The sequence below is a fragment of the Thermomonas sp. S9 genome (genome assembly GCF_024704365.1).
GTDB lineage: Bacteria > Pseudomonadota > Gammaproteobacteria > Xanthomonadales > Xanthomonadaceae > Thermomonas.
On the sequence record NZ_JAJDFY010000001.1, the window covers coordinates 469662 to 485339 of the forward strand.

Consider the following 15678-nt stretch of genomic DNA (forward strand, 5'->3'; position numbering starts at 1 on the left):
CGGTGTTTGCACTAGATTAGTGCAAATGGTGATGCCGGCGGACAGCGCGCTCCTCGAGACCCTGGACAGCCTGGGCACGCCGCTGTTGCGGCTGGATGCGCTGGGTGTGGTGACGTTCGCCAATCTTGCGCTGGCGCGCTGGCTGGGCGTGAGCCAACGCCGTCTGCTGGGCCTGCACGCGGCCGCGCTGGAGCAGGAGGGACAGCAGCTGGCGATCGGTCTGGTGCGCGGGATGCAGGCGCCGCTGCGGCTGCGGCGGGTGGGGCTGGCCCTGCCTGGCACCGCGCCGGTGCTGTTCGCCGACCTGTGGCTGTCCCCGGCGGCGGACGGGCTGTGGCTGGAAGCGCATCCGGTGGACGAGTTCCCCGGCGAGGATCCGGCGCGGCTGCTGCCGGCGGCGCTGGCGGCTTCGCTGAAGGGGCTGGCGCACGAGCTGCGCAACCCGCTGCTGGGCATCAAGGGCGCGGCGCAGTTGCTGGCGCGGCGGATCGATGCGGAAGGCCGCGAGCTGACCGCCATCATCGAAAGCGAGGTCGGCCGGCTGTCGATGCTGGTGGACCAGCTGCTCAGCCCGGCGCCGCCGCGGCCATTCGTTCCGGTCAACGTCCACGCCGTGCTGGAGCGCGTGCTGCGCCTGGCCGAAAGCGATGCCGGCTGGGCGGTACACCTGCAGCGCGATTACGATCCCTCGTTGCCGGAGTTTCCCGCGGATCCCGATCGCCTCGCGCAGGCCGTCTGGAACCTGGTGCGCAATGCGATCGAGGCCGGCGCCGGGCGCGTCACCCTGCGCACCCGCGCCGAGCATGCGGCGCGGATCGGCAGCGCGCCGCCCGCGCTGGCGCTGCGGTTGGACGTGATTGACGATGGCCGCGGGGTGCCGCCGGAGCTGGCCGAGCACCTGCTGCTGCCGCTGGTCAGCGGGCGCGCCGACGGCACCGGGCTGGGCCTGGCGTTGGCGCAGCAGGTCGCGCGCGAGCACCGCGGTGCACTGACCTGGCGCTCGCGTCCGGGGCATACCGTGTTCACCCTGATGCTGCCGCTGGGCAGCGAAACGGAGCCGGCCGATGGCTGAGGCAGCGCAGGTCTGGATCGTGGACGACGACCGTTCGGTGCGCTTCGTGCTGGCCGCCGCGCTGGGCGAGGCCGGCTACCGCGTCACCGCGTTTTCGGATGCCGCCGAGGTGCTGGCCGCGCTGCAGGCGGGCCGCCGGCCCGACCTGCTGCTGACCGACGTGCGCATGCCCGGTGACAGCGGGCTGGTGCTGCTGGACAAGCTGAAGGCCGCGCATCCGCAGCTGCCGGTGATCGTGATGTCGGCGCATACCGACATCGCCAGCACCGCCGGTGCGTTCCGCGGTGGTGCGCAGGAGTTTTTGTCCGCCGTTCGACATGGACGAGGCGGTGGCGCTGGTCCAGCGCGCGCTGCCGGCCGCCGCCGCCCCCGCGCCGCCGCTCGCCGCCGTACCCGCGGATACCGGCCAGGCGCTGGTCGGGCAGGCACCGGCGATGCGCGCGCTGTTCCGCGCCATCGGCCGGCTGGCGCAGGTGCCGCTGTCGGTCCTCATCACCGGCGAGACCGGCACCGGCAAGGAGCTGGTGGCGCGCGCGCTGCACCGCGAATCGCCGCGCGCGCACAAGCCGTTCATTGCGCTCAACACGGCCGCGATTCCGGCCGAGCTGCTGGAGTCGGAACTGTTCGGACATGAGGCCGGCGCCTTCACCGGCGCGACCCGGCGACAGCCCGGGCGCTTCGAGCAGGCCGACGGCGGCACCCTGTTCCTCGACGAGATCGGGGACATGCCCGCGGCGCTGCAGACGCGCCTGCTGCGCGTGCTCGCGGAGGGCGAGTTCTTCCGGGTCGGCGGGCGTGAGCTGATCCGGGTGGACGTGCGCGTAATCGCCGCCACCCACCAGCCGCTGGAGGCGCTGGTGGAACAGGGCCGCTTCCGCGCCGACCTGCTGCACCGGCTGGACGTGGTGCGCCTGCGCCTGCCGCCGCTGCGCGAGCGGCGCGAGGACATTCCGTTGCTGGCGGCGCGCTTCCTGGAAGACGCCGCGCGCACCCTGGGGCTGCCGCCCAAGCGGCTGTCCGCCGCCGCGCTGGAGCGCTTGCGCGCGCACGCCTGGCCGGGCAACGTGCGCGAGCTGGAGAACGTGTGCTGGCGCCTGGCCGCGCTGGCCCCGGGCGAGACCGTCGGGGTCGCCGATCTGGCGCAGGCCTTGCCGGCAGTCGCGGCCGCGGCGGCGGAGGACGACGATGGCTGGTCGCGCGCCCTGGGCGACTGGGCGCGGCGCGCGCTGGCGGCCGGCACCCCCGACCTGCACGCCCAGGCGCGCGAGCGCTTCGACCGCGTGCTGCTGGAGGCCGCGCTGGAGTTGCACCAGGGCCATCGCGGCGAGGCCGCGCAGGCGCTCGGCCTCAGCCGCAACACGCTGACCCGCAAGCTGGGCCCGTCGCGCGCGCGGCGCTGATTCGCACCTTCATGCCGGCATCCGCCATGTGCGGGTAGAGTGGTGCGGCCCATTCGCGGAGGAGCCCCCCATGAAGCCGACAGTCATGCCTATCGTCGCCACCTGCAGCTTGCTCCTGGCCGCCTGCGCCAGCGCGCCGCCGCCCGCGCCGGTGCCGGCCCCGGCCGTGCCGCCCGGCAGCGCGCGCGAGGCCGTGGCCAACCTCGCCGCCGCCTCCGGCAGCCTGGTCAGCGGGCGCCTGGTGCTGGTGCCGATGGGCGATGGCGTGCATCTCACGGGCGAGATCGGCGGCCTGCAACCCGGCAGCCAGCACGGCTTCCACATCCACGAAAAAGGCGACTGCAGCGCGGCCGATGCCAGCAGCGCCGGCGGCCATTTCAATCCCGGCGCGCAGCCGCACGGCCGCGCCGGCCACGGCGCCCACCACGCCGGCGATGCCGACAATCTGGTCGCCGACGCCAACGGCGTGGCGCGCGTGGACGTGCACGTTTCCGGCGTCAGCCTCGGCACCGGCACGGCCAACGACATCACCGGCCGCGCGATCGTCGTCCACGCCGCGCCCGACGACTACCGCAGCCAGCCCGCCGGCAACGCCGGCGCACGCATCGCCTGCGGGGTGATCCGCGTCACCCGCTGACGGCCTTGCGGACACCAATTGGCGGTGTTCACTGCAGACAGGCGGAATCGCCGTCGCCGCAGTGCACGAAATTGACGTCGATGGCGTGTGCGCCCAGCACCGCGGCGTACTGCCGCTGGCGGGCCTGGAACAGGGCGAAGCCGCGCTCCAGGCGCGCGCCGTCTTCCTCGTCGGGCAGGGTGCGCCGGCGCCAGGCGGCGGGGTCGAGCAGGGCGATGCGCACCTCGCCGTCGCCGTAGCGCGCCAGCGGTTCCGGCGGGGCGTCCAGCAGGCAGGTGCCGGCGGGGTCCAGCAGCGCGGTTTCCAGCAGCGACCACAGCCCGTCCAGGCCGACGTTGCGGTACTGCATGGCCATCATCGCCAGCAGGTCGTGCAGGCTCAGGTAGCGGACATGTTCGAGCTGCGCGCCCAGCCCGTCCTGCAGCGCGAGCGCAGTGTCGGCGGCGGCCATGCCGCGGTCCAGCAGCCGCGCCTCCAGCGCTTCACCGGCCGCTTCCGCATTTTCGCCGCGCAGCACGAACGGCAGCACCCGCAGGCCGCCACCGGCCAGCGCGGGATCGGCCTGCAGCGGCAGCGGCACGTCGCCCTGCGCGTCTGCGCCGAAGCCGACGATGCGCGCGCCCTGCGCCTTGCCGGGCGCGCGCTGCAGCAGTTCCAGCGCGCGCCGGTGCAGCGGCCAGCCCGGGCGCAGGACCTCGGCCGGGTCGAAGTGGGCGCCGAGCAGGGCCAGCGCGCAGGTGGCCGCTTCCGGCACCAGTTCCGCAAGATCGCGCCCGAGGCGTTCGGCCACGTCGCCGGCGCTGGCAGCCTCCAGCGCGGCGTGTGCCGGCGGCGCGCCGTTGCGCAGTTCCAGGGCGATCACGCCGCGGAAAGCGGCGCGGTCTGAGGCGTCGAATGGCATGTGGAGTCCCGGCTCGGCGAGGCAACGCTACACTTGCCATTATGCCCGCGCCGCGGGCGCGTCCTCGAGGTGAAGCATGCAATATGGTCGTCCCGTCGCCGTGCTGGGCGGCGTCCGCATTCCGTTCTGCCGCCAGAACACCGCCTATGCCGATGTCGGCAACCTCGGGCTGTCGGTGCGCACCCTGGGCGCGCTGGTCGAGAAGTTCGGCCTGCACGGGCAGCAGCTGGGCGAGGTGGCGATGGGCGCGGTGATCAAGCACGCATCCGACTGGAACCTGGCGCGCGAGGCCACGCTGTCCTCCGGGCTGTCGCCGCGCACGCCCGGCATCACCCTGCAGCGCGCCTGCGGCACCTCGCTGGACAGCCTCCTGCTGATCGCCGGCAAGATCGCGACGGGCCAGATCGAGGCCGGCATCGGCGGCGGCTCCGATACCACATCGGACGTGCCGATCGTGTACGGCAAGGCCCTGCGCCAGCGCCTGCTGCGCGCGGCCGCGGGCAAGACCTTCGGGCAGAAGCTGGCCGCGTTCAAGGGCTTTCGGCTGTCCGAGCTGAAGCCCGAGTTCCCCGGCGTGGCCGAGCCGCGCACCGGCAAGTCGATGGGCCAGCACTGCGAGGACATGGCCAAGGAATGGAACATCCCGCGCGAGGCGCAGGACGCGCTGGCCGCCGACTCCCACCACAAGCTGGCCGCCGCCTACGGGCGCGGGTTCTTCGACGACCTGGTGGTGAGCTTCCGCGGCATTGCGCGCGACAACATCCTGCGCCCGGACACCAGCATCGAGAAGCTGTCCACGCTCAAGCCCGCGTTCGACAAGACCTCCGGCCGCGGCACCCTGACCGCCGGCAACTCCACCCCGCTCACCGATGGCGCCGCCGCCTGCCTGCTGGCCAGCGACGACTGGGCCAGTGCGCACGGCCACGAGGTGCTGTGCCATATCCGCGACGCGCAGGTGGCGGCGGTGGATTTCGTGCACGGCGAGGGGCTGCTGATGGCGCCCACCATCGCGGTGGCAGAGATGCTGGCGCGCAACAACCTCAGCCTGCAGGATTTCGATGTCTACGAGATCCACGAGGCGTTCGCGGCGCAGGTGCTGTGCACCCTGCGCGCCTGGGAAAGCGCCGGCTACTGCCGCGACCGCCTGGGCCTGGCCGCGCCGCTGGGCCGGATCGACCCCAACCGGATCAATCCGAACGGCTCCTCGCTGGCCACCGGGCATCCGTTCGCCGCCACCGGCGCGCGCATCGTCGCCACCGCCGCCAAGGAGCTCAAGCAGCGCGGCCACGGCCGCTGCCTGGTGTCGATCTGCACCGCCGGCGGCATGGGCGTGGTGGCGATCCTGGAACGCTGACGGCGCCGCCGCGCAGGCCACGCCGCTATCCGCTATTCCGCCTGCCGCGTATCGCCGGGCGCAGTGGACGCGCTACGCCCGGCCGTATCCCGCGTTTCTCGGCTCAGTCGGTTCGCAGCGCATCCTGCTTGGCCTTGCGGCGCACGTCGGCGGGCTGGGTCCAATCGTTGTTGAACAGCGCCGGTTCCCAGCTGCCGTAGGTCGGGTTGGGCAGCATGAACCAGCGCACCCCGAACCAGTCGCGATACTGCTTGAACAGCGCGGCGCGGCCTTCCGGGGTGTTGCTGATGATCTGCACGAAATCGCCCAGCTGGTCGCCCACCTGCAGCAGGATGCGGTAGCGGCGGCTGGCCAGCCGGCGCCGGCAGTCCTTCTCGCTGCCGTTCTGCTCGCAGCCGGGCACGAACGTGCCCAGGCCCATGAACACGCTGGCGTCCTTGATCGGGAAGCCTTCCGCCTTCAGGTTGTCGAGGGTGTCGGCGTCCAGGTCCGTCGCGCGGTTGGAAATGTAGAGCACGGTGATGCCGCGCGCGGCGGCGGCCTGGGCGAACGCCACGGCGCCCGGAATCGCGCGCGCCTTGCGCGCGTGCACCCAGTCGGCCCAGGTCGCTTCGTCGTATTCCCCGCCGCTGCGCACCAGTCGGGCCTGATACGGGGAGTTGTCGAGCACGGTCTCGTCCACGTCCACGATCACCGCGGGCGGCAGGCTGGCATCCGGCTTCTCGCGTTCCTCCGGCACCAGCGCATTCCAGGTTTTGTCCTTCAGGGCCTGGTCCAGGCGCGCCTCGGCCGCGCGGTACACGGTCTGGGTGACGGCCGCGTATTCCACCGTCTGCTGCATCCACACCGTGGCGTTGAGGTTGTCGTTGGGCAACGCGGCGGGTGCCGGTGCGGGGGCGGGGGCGGCCGCTGCGACCGGCGCGGGTGCGGCGGCGGGCACCTGCGCGGTGCGGGGCATGCTCTGGCAGGCGGACAGCGCCAGCGCGGCGGCCAGCGCGGACAGGGGGAGAGCAAAGCGCATGAAAAGGCTCCAGGACGGCGGACCGGCGGATTGTACGGCGTGCGGATGACGGCAGCGGGTCAGTCCGCCAGCAGGGCCTGGATGTCGGCGAAGCTGGCGCGGCGGCGCGCGGCCCGCTGCGCGGCCTCGGCCTCGGGGTCGGCGCCGTCGCGCAGCAGGTCATCCGTGGGCAGTTCGTCCAGGAAGCGGCTGGGCGACAGGCGCAGCCGCTCGCCCCAGCGCTGGGCTTCCTTCGCGTATGACAGCCACAGCCGCTCCTTGGCGCGGGTGATGCCGACGTAGAACAGCCGCCGCTCCTCGTCGATGCGGCCTTCCTCGAGGCTGGCCTCGTGCGGCAGGTTGCCGTCCTCCACCCCGACGATGAACACGAAGCGGAACTCCAGCCCCTTCGAGGCGTGCATCGACATCAGCCGCACCTGGTTGCCGGCCTCGCCCTTGTCGGCGTGCGAGAGCAGCGCCAGCGCGGCGGCCAGTTCGCCGGGCCCACTGGTCTTCGGGCCGTCGAACCAGTCGGCCAGCTCGTCGAGGTTGCGCCGGCGTGCCTGGAACTGCGCCTCGTCCTTGCAGGTCGCGCGCAGCGCAGCGAGCAGACCGGAGCGCTCGTTGAGCCTGCGCACCAGCTCGGCCGGTGGCAGCGTGCGGGCGTCCGCGCGCAGGCCCTGCACGATCGCGGAGAAGCCCTGCAGCGCGTTGGCCGCGCGCGCCGGCAGCTGCTGCGCCACCGTCATCGACTCGGCGGCGCGGGCCAGCGGCAGGTGCTTCTGGTTGGCCAGTTCGCCCAGTTTCGCCAGCGTGCCGGCGCCGACGCCGCGGTTGGGCGACTGCACCGCGCGCAGGAAAGCGGCGTCGTCGTCGGGGTTGGCCAGCAGGCGCAGCTCAGGCCAGCGCATCCTTCACTTCGCCGCGGTCGAGGAAGGCGGTGCCGCCGCTGAGGTGATACGGAATGCGCAGCAGCTGCAGCGCCTTCTCCAGCGCGCGGCTCTGGTGGTTGCCGCGGAACAGGATGCAGAACTCGCCCCATGGCAGGCTGCCGTCGGCGGCGGCGTGCTGCCTGGCGAGGAACTGGATCTCGGCGGCCACCCGCTCGGCCTCGTGCGCGGCGTCGCGGCACTCCCACACGCGGATGCGCTCGCCGTCGCCGGCCTCGCTCCACAGGGTCTTGAGATGCTCGTGCGGGTTGTGGGCGATCAGCGCGTTGGCCGCGCGCAGCACGCGGCCCGGGCAGCGGTAGTTCTGCTCCAGCTTGATGACTTTCAGCGCCGGATAATCGCGGCCCAATGCGAGCAGGTTGTCCGGATTGGCGCCGCGCCAGGCGTAGATGCTCTGGTCGTCGTCGCCCACGCAGGTGAACTGCCCGGCGGTGCCGGCGATCGCCTTCAGCAGCCGGTACTGCGCATCGTTGGTGTCCTGCGCCTCGTCCACCAGTAGATAGCCGATGCGCTCGCGCCAGCCCATCCGCGCGTCTTCGTCGCTCTCCAGCAGCTGCACCGGCAGCCGGATCAGGTCGTCGAAATCGACCGCATTGAACGCCGCAAGCCGCTGCTGGTAGTGCGCGTACAGCGCTGCGGCCTCGCGCTCGCGCGCGCTGCGCGCGGCCTCCGCGGCCTGCTCCGGGGACAGGCAGGCATTCTTGGCGCGGCTGATCAGCTGCTGCATCGCCGCGACCGCGTCGGGTTTTCTGCCGGGCGGCAGCAGGTCCTTGATCTGCGCGGCGGAATCGTCGGCATCGAAGATCGAAAAGCCGCGCCGCAGGCCCAGCCTGGCGTGGTCGGTCTGCACGATCTTCAGCCCCAGCGCGTGGAAGGTGCAGACGGTCAGCGCCTGCGCGTCGTCACCTTTGAGGCGCTTGCCGACGCGCTCGCGCATCTCGCGCGCGGACTTGTTGGTGAAAGTGATCGCGGCGATCCGCCGCGCCGGGTAGCGGCCGCGCTGCACCAGGTGCGCGATCTTCTCCACGATCACCCGGGTCTTGCCGCTGCCGGCGCCGGCCAGCACCAGCAGTGGGCCCTCGGTATGCAGGACCGCGGCGCGTTGCGGGGGTTGAGGCCGTGGAGGGGGTCGCGTGACATCGGCGCCCATTGTCGAAGCACGCGGCGGCGCATGCCAGCCTTGTGCGCCGGTAGAATCCGTGCATGGCCAAGCTCTATTTCTACTATTCCGCGATGAACGCGGGGAAGACCACCACCCTGCTGCAATCGGCCTACAACTACCGCGAACGCGGCATGCGGGTGGCCATCCTCACCCCGCGATTGGGCGTGCGCGCCGGCAGCGGCACCGTGGCCTCGCGCATCGGCCTGCGCGCCGACGGCATCGCGTTCGGCCAGGGCGACGACCTGCAGCGCATCGTGGAGGCCGACATCGCGGGCAACGGCCCGCTGCACTGCGTGCTGGTGGACGAGGCCCAGTTCCTCACCAAGGCGCAGGTCTGGCAATTGTCCGAAGTGGTGGATGCGCTGCGCATCCCGGTGCTGTGCTACGGCCTGCGCACCGATTTCCGCGGCGAGCTGTTCGAGGGCAGCCAGTACCTGCTGGCCTGGGCGGATGAGCTGCAGGAGATCAAGACCATCTGCCACAGCGGCAGCAAGGCGACCATGAACGTGCGCATCGACGCGCAGGGCCGCGCGCTGCAGGACGGGCCGCAGGTGGAGATCGGCGGCAACGAGCGCTATGTCTCGGTGTCGCGCAGGGAGTTCAAGAAGGTGATGCGCGGCGAGGGCGGCATCGATCCGCTGCAGGCGCCGCTGCCGCTGTAGCGTCAGCCCTGCGGCCGGGTTCCGCACTGTGCGCGCAGCTGCTGCACTTCGCGCGGCAGCGCGCCGCCTTCCGGCAGCGCCAGCTGCATGTCGGTCAGGGTGGCATCCAGCGCCAGCCGCGCCTGCCGCGGTTGCTGCGCGCATTCCAGCGCGGCCGCGTAGGCGCGTGCCGTCCATGCGGCCTTGCGCTGCTCCAGGCTGTCACCATGCGCCTGCGCCAGCTTCTGCAGACGCAGCAAGGCCTCCGGCTCGCCCTGCTGTGCCTGGGCGCGCGCCAGCGCGATTTCGGCACGACGGGTATGCGAATGCCCGGGGCCGAAGCCGGCGCGGGTGGCGCGCACCGCTGCCTGCAGCAGCGCCAGCGCGGCTTTGCGCTCGCCGCGCGCGATCAGGATTTCGCCGAGCAGGCGCTGGCTGTCGCCCACCAGTCCCTGCTGGGTGCCGGTCTGGCGCAGCCGCAGCGCCTCGCGCGCGGGCGCCAGCGCCTCCTCGTCGCGGCCCGCGCTGTGCAGGATCATGGCCTGGTTGAACAGCCCGCTCGCCAGCACCCCGGCATTGCCGGACTTGCGCCAGCCGGCCACGGCCTGCCGCTGCAGGGTGACGCGCGCGCGATGTCGCCGCGCTCCCAGGCGGCGATCGCCAGGCTGTTGTAGGCACGCGCCAGGTCCGGATGGTCCGGGCCCAGGGCGCGCGCAGCCAGGCGGTGGCGTCCAGGAAGATGGTCTCGGCCTCGGACAGCCGGCCGAGGTCCAGATACAGCGCCGCCAGCTGGCGGTTGGCGTCGATGGTGGCGCGGTGGTTGCTGCCGTGCAGGGCCTGCGCCAGCCCCAGCGCGGCGCGGCAGTCGCGCACCGCGGCATCGAGATCGTCCAGGCTGCGTTCGATCGCGCAGGCGGTGCGCAGCATTTCGATCGCCTGCGGATGCTGCGGGCCGGCGGCCTTCTGCAGGCGCGCCAGGCCCTGACGCAAGGTTTGCAGCGCCTGCGTCTGGTGGCCGGCATCGGCCTGCAGCAGGGCCTGGTCGAGGGTGGTTTCGGCGACGCCGGCATCGTCGCCCTCGCGCTGGCGCAACGCCAGCGCGTGCGCGAACAGCCGCTGCGCCGGCGCGTGTTCGCCCAGTGCCTGGCGGCAGCGCCCGAGCTGGTTGAAGAACGCCGCCGCCGGCAGCGCCAGGCGCTGTTCCTCCTGCCGCGCCAGCGCTTCCTGCGGCTGCATGAACGCGACGCAGGCCGCCGGGTTGCCCAGCTGTTGGCGGGCGTTGCCGCGCAGGGTGGCGGCCTCCAGGCGCAGGCTGGCGGGGGCCTCCGGCAGCACCGCCAGCAAATGTGCCTGGCGCTGCAGCAGTTCGTCCGCCTCGCGGTAGTCGCCCAGTCCCAGCCGCAGCCGCGCCACCACCCCGTACAGTTCGGCGCGTGCCTGCGGCTGCCGCGCCAGGCTGCGCTCGCTGCGCAGGATGCCCATGTCCAGCAGGCTGCGCAGGTCGATCGGGGTATTGGCCGAGGTGCCGGCGTCCTGGAACAGTTCGGCCACATAGCGCTGCATCGCCTGCGCGCGCGCGGCTTCGCGCAGCGCGCGCTGGGCCTGCCAGGCCACCACGCCCAGTGCGATGAGCAGCACCAGCAGCACGCTGGCGGTGGCGCTGATCGCCCAGCGGTGGCGGTGCAGGTATTTGCGCAGGCGGTAGCTCATGCGCTGGCCGCGCGCCGAGACCGGACGCCCGCGCAGGTGGCACAGGAGGTCCTGCGAGAGCGCTTCGGCCGAGGCGTAGCGATGCTCCGGCCGCTTCGCCAGCGCCTTCAGCACGATGTTGTCGAGGTCCCCGGCCAGCGCGTGCGCCAGCCGCGCCGGAGTGTATGGCCGGGTGCTCTCGGGATCGGCCTGGGCCGCCGCCTGCGAGGGCTTGACCGGCTCGCCATCGAGGATCGCCTCTTCCCATTCCGCGTCGGTCTGGCGTTTGAGCCGGTAAGGCTTGCTGCCGGTCAGCAGTTCGTACAGCACCACACCCAGCGAGTACACGTCGGTCATGGTGGTGACCGGCTCGCCGCGGATCTGCTCCGGCGCGGCGTAGTGCAGGGTGAAGGCGCGCACTCCGGTGCGGGTCTGCTCCACCGGCAGCGGGTGCACGTCGAGCAGCTTGGCGATCCCGAAATCCAGCAGGCGCACGTGCCCGGCCGGGGTCACCAGGATGTTGGACGGCTTCAGGTCGCGATGCACGATCAGGTTGGCATGCGCGTGGCTGACCGCTTCGCAGACCTGACGGAACAGATCCAGGCGCGCGGCGAGGTCGAGCTGGCGCGACTGGCACCAGCGGGTGATCGGTTCGCCTTCGACGTATTCCAGCGCCAGGTAGGGTTGCCCGTTCTGGTCGATCCCGGCGTCCAGCAGGCGCGCGATGAACGGATGCGCGAAGCGCGCCAGGATCTCGCGCTCGCGGTCGAAGCGCTGGCGCAGGCGCGGGTCGGCCAGGCCCGGGCGCAGCAGCTTGAGCGCGACCTTGCGCTCGTACAGCCCGTCTGCGCGCGCCGCCAGCCAGACCTGGCCCATGCCGCCTTCGCCCAGCAGCCGTTCCAGCCGGTACGGGCCCAGCCGCGCGCCGGGGATCACCCCGGCCGGTAGCTGCAGCGGCGGCGAATCGAGGAAGCCGGCGTCCCCGGCCTCCAGCGTCAGCAGCCGCTGCAGCTCGTCCGCCAGCGCCGGGTCTTCGCCGCGCAGCACCGCCAGGTGCTCGTCGCGCGCGTCCGGCGACATGTCCAGCAGGGCGTCGAGCAGCGGGGACAGGCGCTGCCAGCGCAGGGCATCCATGGCGGGGCCGCCTGCCCGACCTTGCGGTCAGGCCGGGGGCGTCTCCTGCAGCGCGGCCAGCAGGAACATCCGTGCCTTCTGCCAGTCGCGGCGCACGCTGCGCTCGGAGCGCTGCAGCAGCGAGGCGATCTCCAGTTCCGACAGCCCCGCGAAATAGCGCAGTTCCACCACCTGGGTCAGCCGCGGGTCCACCGCCGACAGCCGCTGCAGCGCCGCGTCCAGCCCCAGCATGTCCTCGTCCACCCGCAGTCCGCCCTCGAGATTCTCCGGCAGGTCGGTGACCCGGTGCATGTCGCCGCCGCGTTTCTGCGCCAGGCGCTGGCGCGCGTAGTCCACGATCACCGAGCGCATCGCCGAGGCAGCGTAGGCGAAGAAGTGGCCGCGGTCGTCGAAGCGGGCGCTGCCACTGCCGCGTCCGACCAGTTTCAGGTAGGCCTCGTGCACCAGCGCGGTGGCGTCCAGGGTGTGGCCGTGGTGCTGGCCGGCCAGCTGGCGCCGGGCCATGCCGTGCAGTTCCTGGTAGAGCGTGGCGAGCACGCGGTCCATTGCCGCGCGGTCGCCATCGCGCGCAGCGTCCAGCAGGACGGTGATGTCGCCGGCTTGGGTCATCGTCGGTTGTGCGAACAGAGGGTGTCGGGGGACGCCGGCACTATAGCGAATGGCAGGAGTGCGTGGCGCGCACCTTGCGCACGCCGCCCTCGCGTTCCGGCGTGCCTAGCGCTGGCAGTGCGCGCACCAGACGGTGGTGCGCTGGCCGATGCTGGCCTGTTTCAGCGGGCGGCCGCAGCGCGGGCAGGGCTGCCCGCCGCGGCCGTAGGCCAGCAGTTCCTGCTCGAAGTAGCCGGGCGCACCGTCGGGGCTGAGGAAGTCGCGCAGAGTGGTGCCGCCGCGCGTGATCGCATGCGCGAGGATCGCCTTCACTTCCCGCGCCAGCGCGGCGTAGCGCTCGCGCGAGACCTTGCCGGCCGCGCGCAGCGGCGCGATGCCGGCCCGGAACAGGGCCTCGGCGGCGTAGATGTTGCCGACCCCGACCACCACCGCCTGGTCCATCAGGAAGGCCTTGACCGGGGCGCTGCGACCACGGCTGCGCGCGAACAGGTAGTCGCCGTCGAAACCGTCCTCCAGCGGCTCCGGGCCGAGCCCGGCCAGCAGCGGGTGCACTTCGCCCGGTGCCTGCCACAGCAGGCAGCCGAACCGGCGCGGATCGTTGAAGCGCAGCACCTGGCCGGAGTCGAGGGCGATATCCACGTGGTCGTGCGCGCGCACCGGGGTGTCGGCGGGCAGCACCCGCAGGCTGCCGGACATGCCCAGGTGCAGCAGCGCGCTGCCGGCGGCGGTGTCCAGCAGCAGGTACTTGGCGCGCCGGCGGATGGCGTCGATCCGCTGGCTCGGCAGTAGTTCCTCCACTTCGCGCGGGATCGGCCAGCGCAGGTCGGCGCGGCGCAGGCGCACCTGCTCGACGGTGCGCCCGGCCACGTGCGGCAGCAGCCCGCGGCGGGTGGTTTCGACTTCGGGGAGTTCGGGCATGGGGGCATGATGCCGCGCCGGGCGGCGTACAGCTCATGCCGTGGCATCATGCGCTGGCGCATCCGCGCCCATGTCCCACGAGCCATCCGATGTCCACGTCCATGATCGATTTCCTCGCCGGCGGCCTGCTCCAGCTGGGCTGGTGGGAAATGCTGCTGTACCTGCTGATCGCCACCCAGGTCACCATCTTCACCGTCACCCTGTACCTGCACCGCAGCTCAGGCCCACCGCGGGGTGGACTTCCATCCAGTGGTGGCGCACTTCTTCCGGTTCTGGTCGTGGCTGACCACCTCGATGATCACCAAGGAGTGGGCGGCGATCCATCGCAAGCACCACGCCAAGTGCGAGACCGAGGACGACCCGCACAGCCCGATGCACAAGGGCATCGGCACCGTGTTCTGGCGCGGCGCCGACCTCTACAGCGCCGCGCGGTTGAACCGCGAGGACATCGAGCAGTACGGCAAGGGCTGCCCGGACGACTGGATCGAGCGCCGCCTGTACACCCGCTTCGCCAATGCCGGCGTGGCCCTGCTGCTGGCGCTGAGCTTCGTCCTGTTCGGCTTCAAGGGCGTGGCCGCGTGGGCGATCCAGATGGCGTGGATCCCGTTCTGGGCGGCCGGCGTCATCAACGGCCTCGGCCACTGGTGGGGCTACCGCAACTTCGAGACCACCGATACCGCCACCAACCTCACGCCGTGGGCGGTGTGGGTGGGCGGCGAGGAGCTGCACAACAACCACCACGCGTTCCCGTCGAGCGCGAAGTTCGCGCTGCGCCGGTTCGAGTTCGACATCGGCTGGGCGGTGATCCGGCTGTTGGCCGCGCTGCGCCTGGCGCGGGTGCTGCGGGTGGCGCCTACACTGCGCCTGCGCCCGAACATCCACATGCCCGACGCGGAGACTCTGAAGGCGCTGCTGGCGCACCGCTTCCAGGCCATGACCGACTACCAGCGCAACGTGCTCACCCCGGCGCTGCGCGAGGAAGCCGCGGCGGCGGGCGCGAAGCTGCGCGCGCTGTTGCCGCGCAAGCTGCGCAAGGCCATGGCCGATGACGGCCGCTGGCTGCAGCCGGACGCGCGCGCGCAGCTGCAGGCCTGGGTAGAGGCGCGCCCGCGCATCCGCGGCCTGCTCGAACAGCGCCGGCGCCTGGCCGAGGTGCTGGAAAGCCGCGGCCACGATGCCGCCGAACGCCTGCGCCGGCTGCAGGCCTGGTGCGCCGAGGCCGAGGCCAGCGGCGTGCGCGCGCTGCAGGAGTATGCCGCGCGCCTGCGCGGCTACGCCCTGGTCCAGGCGTGATCCGGCATCCCGCCGCGCTTTTGTGTGCCCTGCTGCCGTTGGCGGCGGGCGCGCAGCAGGTGCGCGGCGCGGGCGATTACCTGGCGCGCATGGATGCCGATGGCGACGGCCGCGTCTCGCTTCCCGAATACCTGGCCTGGATGGGCTACGCCTTCGATCGCATGGACCGCGACCACGACGGCGTGCTGCAGGCAGGCGAGCTGCCGGGCGGCAAGGGCCAACCGCTCACCCGCGCGGCGCATCGCGCGCAGTTGGCCGAGCGCTTCCGTCGCCAGGACGTCGATCACGACGGCTATCTCGATGCCCACGAACTGGCCGCGCCGCCGCGCTGAGCGGTCGTTTGCGGGCGTTTCCGCGCATTCGGCGCACGGGGTTGCCTGAACGGCGTCCACGCGCCGGTTTGCTTTCCGCGTCCGATGCGCCTACCGTGGCCGGGCTGAATGACAAGGGTCACCTTGAATCGTGGCCTGATGTTGCAGTCGCCCGTTCCTCTGCATCGTTACACCCGCTTCTCAATTCTCCTTGGCACCAGCGTTCCCGCCGCACCCGCGGCTTCACCCGTTACAAGGAGCAATTGCGATGTCCAATACCGGAACCGGTACCGTGAAGTGGTTCAACGATGCCAAGGGCTTTGGCTTCATCACCCAGGATGGCGGTGGCGACGACCTGTTCGTCCACTTCCGCTCGATCGAGTCCTCGGGCTTCAAGTCCCTGCAGGAAGGCCAGAAAGTGTCCTACGTGGCCGTGAAGGGCCAGAAGGGCATGCAGGCCGAGCAGGTCCGCCCGCTCTAAAGCCACGCCCGCGCGTGACCCGAAACGCCCGGCCTTGCGCCGGGCGTTTTCGTTTGCGCCGATCGTGTTGCGGCGGGGCGGGTGTTGCGGCGCGCGCACGCCGGCCCCGGAAAGCCGGATGCCGGC

General features: G+C 72.1%; 12 protein-coding genes and 3 pseudogenes. 8 read left to right on the top strand and 7 right to left on the bottom strand.

The features are described 5' to 3' along the window. The first annotated feature begins 31 nt into the window (after positions 1 to 31). From LJB71_RS02280 to LJB71_RS02290, 3 genes and pseudogenes are all read left to right on the top strand, one after another. Positions 32 to 1072, top strand: a complete 1041-nt coding sequence (locus tag LJB71_RS02280) for an ATP-binding protein (protein ID WP_259302938.1) — start codon at positions 32 to 34, stop codon at positions 1070 to 1072. After that, positions 1065 to 2472: pseudogene (ntrC, locus tag LJB71_RS02285) on the top strand (nitrogen regulation protein NR(I)). The gene LJB71_RS02280 and the pseudogene ntrC overlap by 8 nt, the downstream one beginning before the upstream one ends. A gap of 70 nt (positions 2473 to 2542) precedes the next feature. Beyond that, positions 2543 to 3109, top strand: a complete 567-nt coding sequence (locus tag LJB71_RS02290; RefSeq protein WP_259302939.1) for a superoxide dismutase family protein — start codon at positions 2543 to 2545, stop codon at positions 3107 to 3109. 28 nt (positions 3110 to 3137) lie between these two features. On the opposite strand, the gene LJB71_RS02295 is transcribed toward LJB71_RS02290, so the two are convergent. Further along, on the bottom strand, positions 3138 to 4010 hold the full coding sequence (locus LJB71_RS02295; RefSeq protein ID WP_259302940.1) for a hypothetical protein: 873 nt from the start codon (positions 4008 to 4010) through the stop codon (positions 3138 to 3140). Positions 4011 to 4086: 76 nt separating this feature from the next. Between LJB71_RS02295 and LJB71_RS02300 the strand changes: the two genes are divergently transcribed. Then, entirely contained in the window at positions 4087 to 5364 is a 1278-nt protein-coding gene (locus LJB71_RS02300) for an acetyl-CoA C-acetyltransferase (protein WP_259302941.1), read from the top strand. Between the two features lie 103 nt (positions 5365 to 5467). Here the strand turns inward: LJB71_RS02300 and LJB71_RS02305 are convergent, their stop codons facing one another. Then, positions 5468 to 6385, bottom strand: a complete 918-nt coding sequence (locus LJB71_RS02305; RefSeq protein ID WP_259302942.1) for an HAD family acid phosphatase — start codon at positions 6383 to 6385, stop codon at positions 5468 to 5470. A gap of 59 nt (positions 6386 to 6444) precedes the next feature. Then, positions 6445 to 8464, bottom strand: a pseudogene (locus LJB71_RS02310) (UvrD-helicase domain-containing protein). A 53-nt stretch (positions 8465 to 8517) separates the two neighbouring features. Between LJB71_RS02310 and LJB71_RS02315 the strand changes: the two are divergent. Next, complete coding sequence (locus LJB71_RS02315; protein ID WP_259302943.1) at positions 8518 to 9138, top strand: thymidine kinase; 621 nt, start codon at positions 8518 to 8520, stop codon at positions 9136 to 9138. Between the two features lie 2 nt (positions 9139 to 9140). On the opposite strand, the gene LJB71_RS02320 is transcribed toward LJB71_RS02315, so the two are convergent. From LJB71_RS02320 to mutM, 4 genes are all read right to left on the bottom strand, one after another. Continuing rightward, positions 9141 to 9377 carry a hypothetical protein gene (locus LJB71_RS02320; protein ID WP_259302944.1) on the bottom strand — a complete coding sequence of 79 codons (237 nt, stop codon included), beginning with the start codon at positions 9375 to 9377 and terminating at the stop codon, positions 9141 to 9143. Continuing rightward, complete coding sequence (locus LJB71_RS02325) at positions 9340 to 11940, bottom strand: serine/threonine-protein kinase (protein ID WP_259302946.1); 2601 nt, start codon at positions 11938 to 11940, stop codon at positions 9340 to 9342. Before LJB71_RS02325 ends, LJB71_RS02320 begins: the two co-directional genes overlap by 38 nt. A gap of 27 nt (positions 11941 to 11967) precedes the next feature. Then, complete coding sequence (locus LJB71_RS02330) at positions 11968 to 12549, bottom strand: ECF-type sigma factor (RefSeq protein ID WP_259302947.1); 582 nt, start codon at positions 12547 to 12549, stop codon at positions 11968 to 11970. Between the two features lie 105 nt (positions 12550 to 12654). Next, positions 12655 to 13467 (bottom strand): bifunctional DNA-formamidopyrimidine glycosylase/DNA-(apurinic or apyrimidinic site) lyase, encoded by an 813-nt coding sequence (mutM, locus tag LJB71_RS02335; RefSeq protein ID WP_259302948.1) that lies wholly within the window; start codon positions 13465 to 13467, stop codon positions 12655 to 12657. An 89-nt stretch (positions 13468 to 13556) separates the two neighbouring features. Here mutM and LJB71_RS02340 point away from each other — a divergent pair. From LJB71_RS02340 to LJB71_RS02350, 3 genes and pseudogenes are all read left to right on the top strand, one after another. Further along, a pseudogene (locus LJB71_RS02340) lies at positions 13557 to 14760 on the top strand (fatty acid desaturase). After that, positions 14757 to 15092, top strand: a complete 336-nt coding sequence (locus LJB71_RS02345) for a calcium-dependent protein kinase 21 (RefSeq protein WP_259302949.1) — start codon at positions 14757 to 14759, stop codon at positions 15090 to 15092. The pseudogene LJB71_RS02340 and the gene LJB71_RS02345 overlap by 4 nt, the downstream one beginning before the upstream one ends. A 247-nt stretch (positions 15093 to 15339) precedes the next feature. Then, positions 15340 to 15552, top strand: a complete 213-nt coding sequence (locus LJB71_RS02350) for a cold-shock protein (RefSeq protein ID WP_259302950.1) — start codon at positions 15340 to 15342, stop codon at positions 15550 to 15552. Positions 15553 to 15678: the final 126 nt, after the last annotated feature.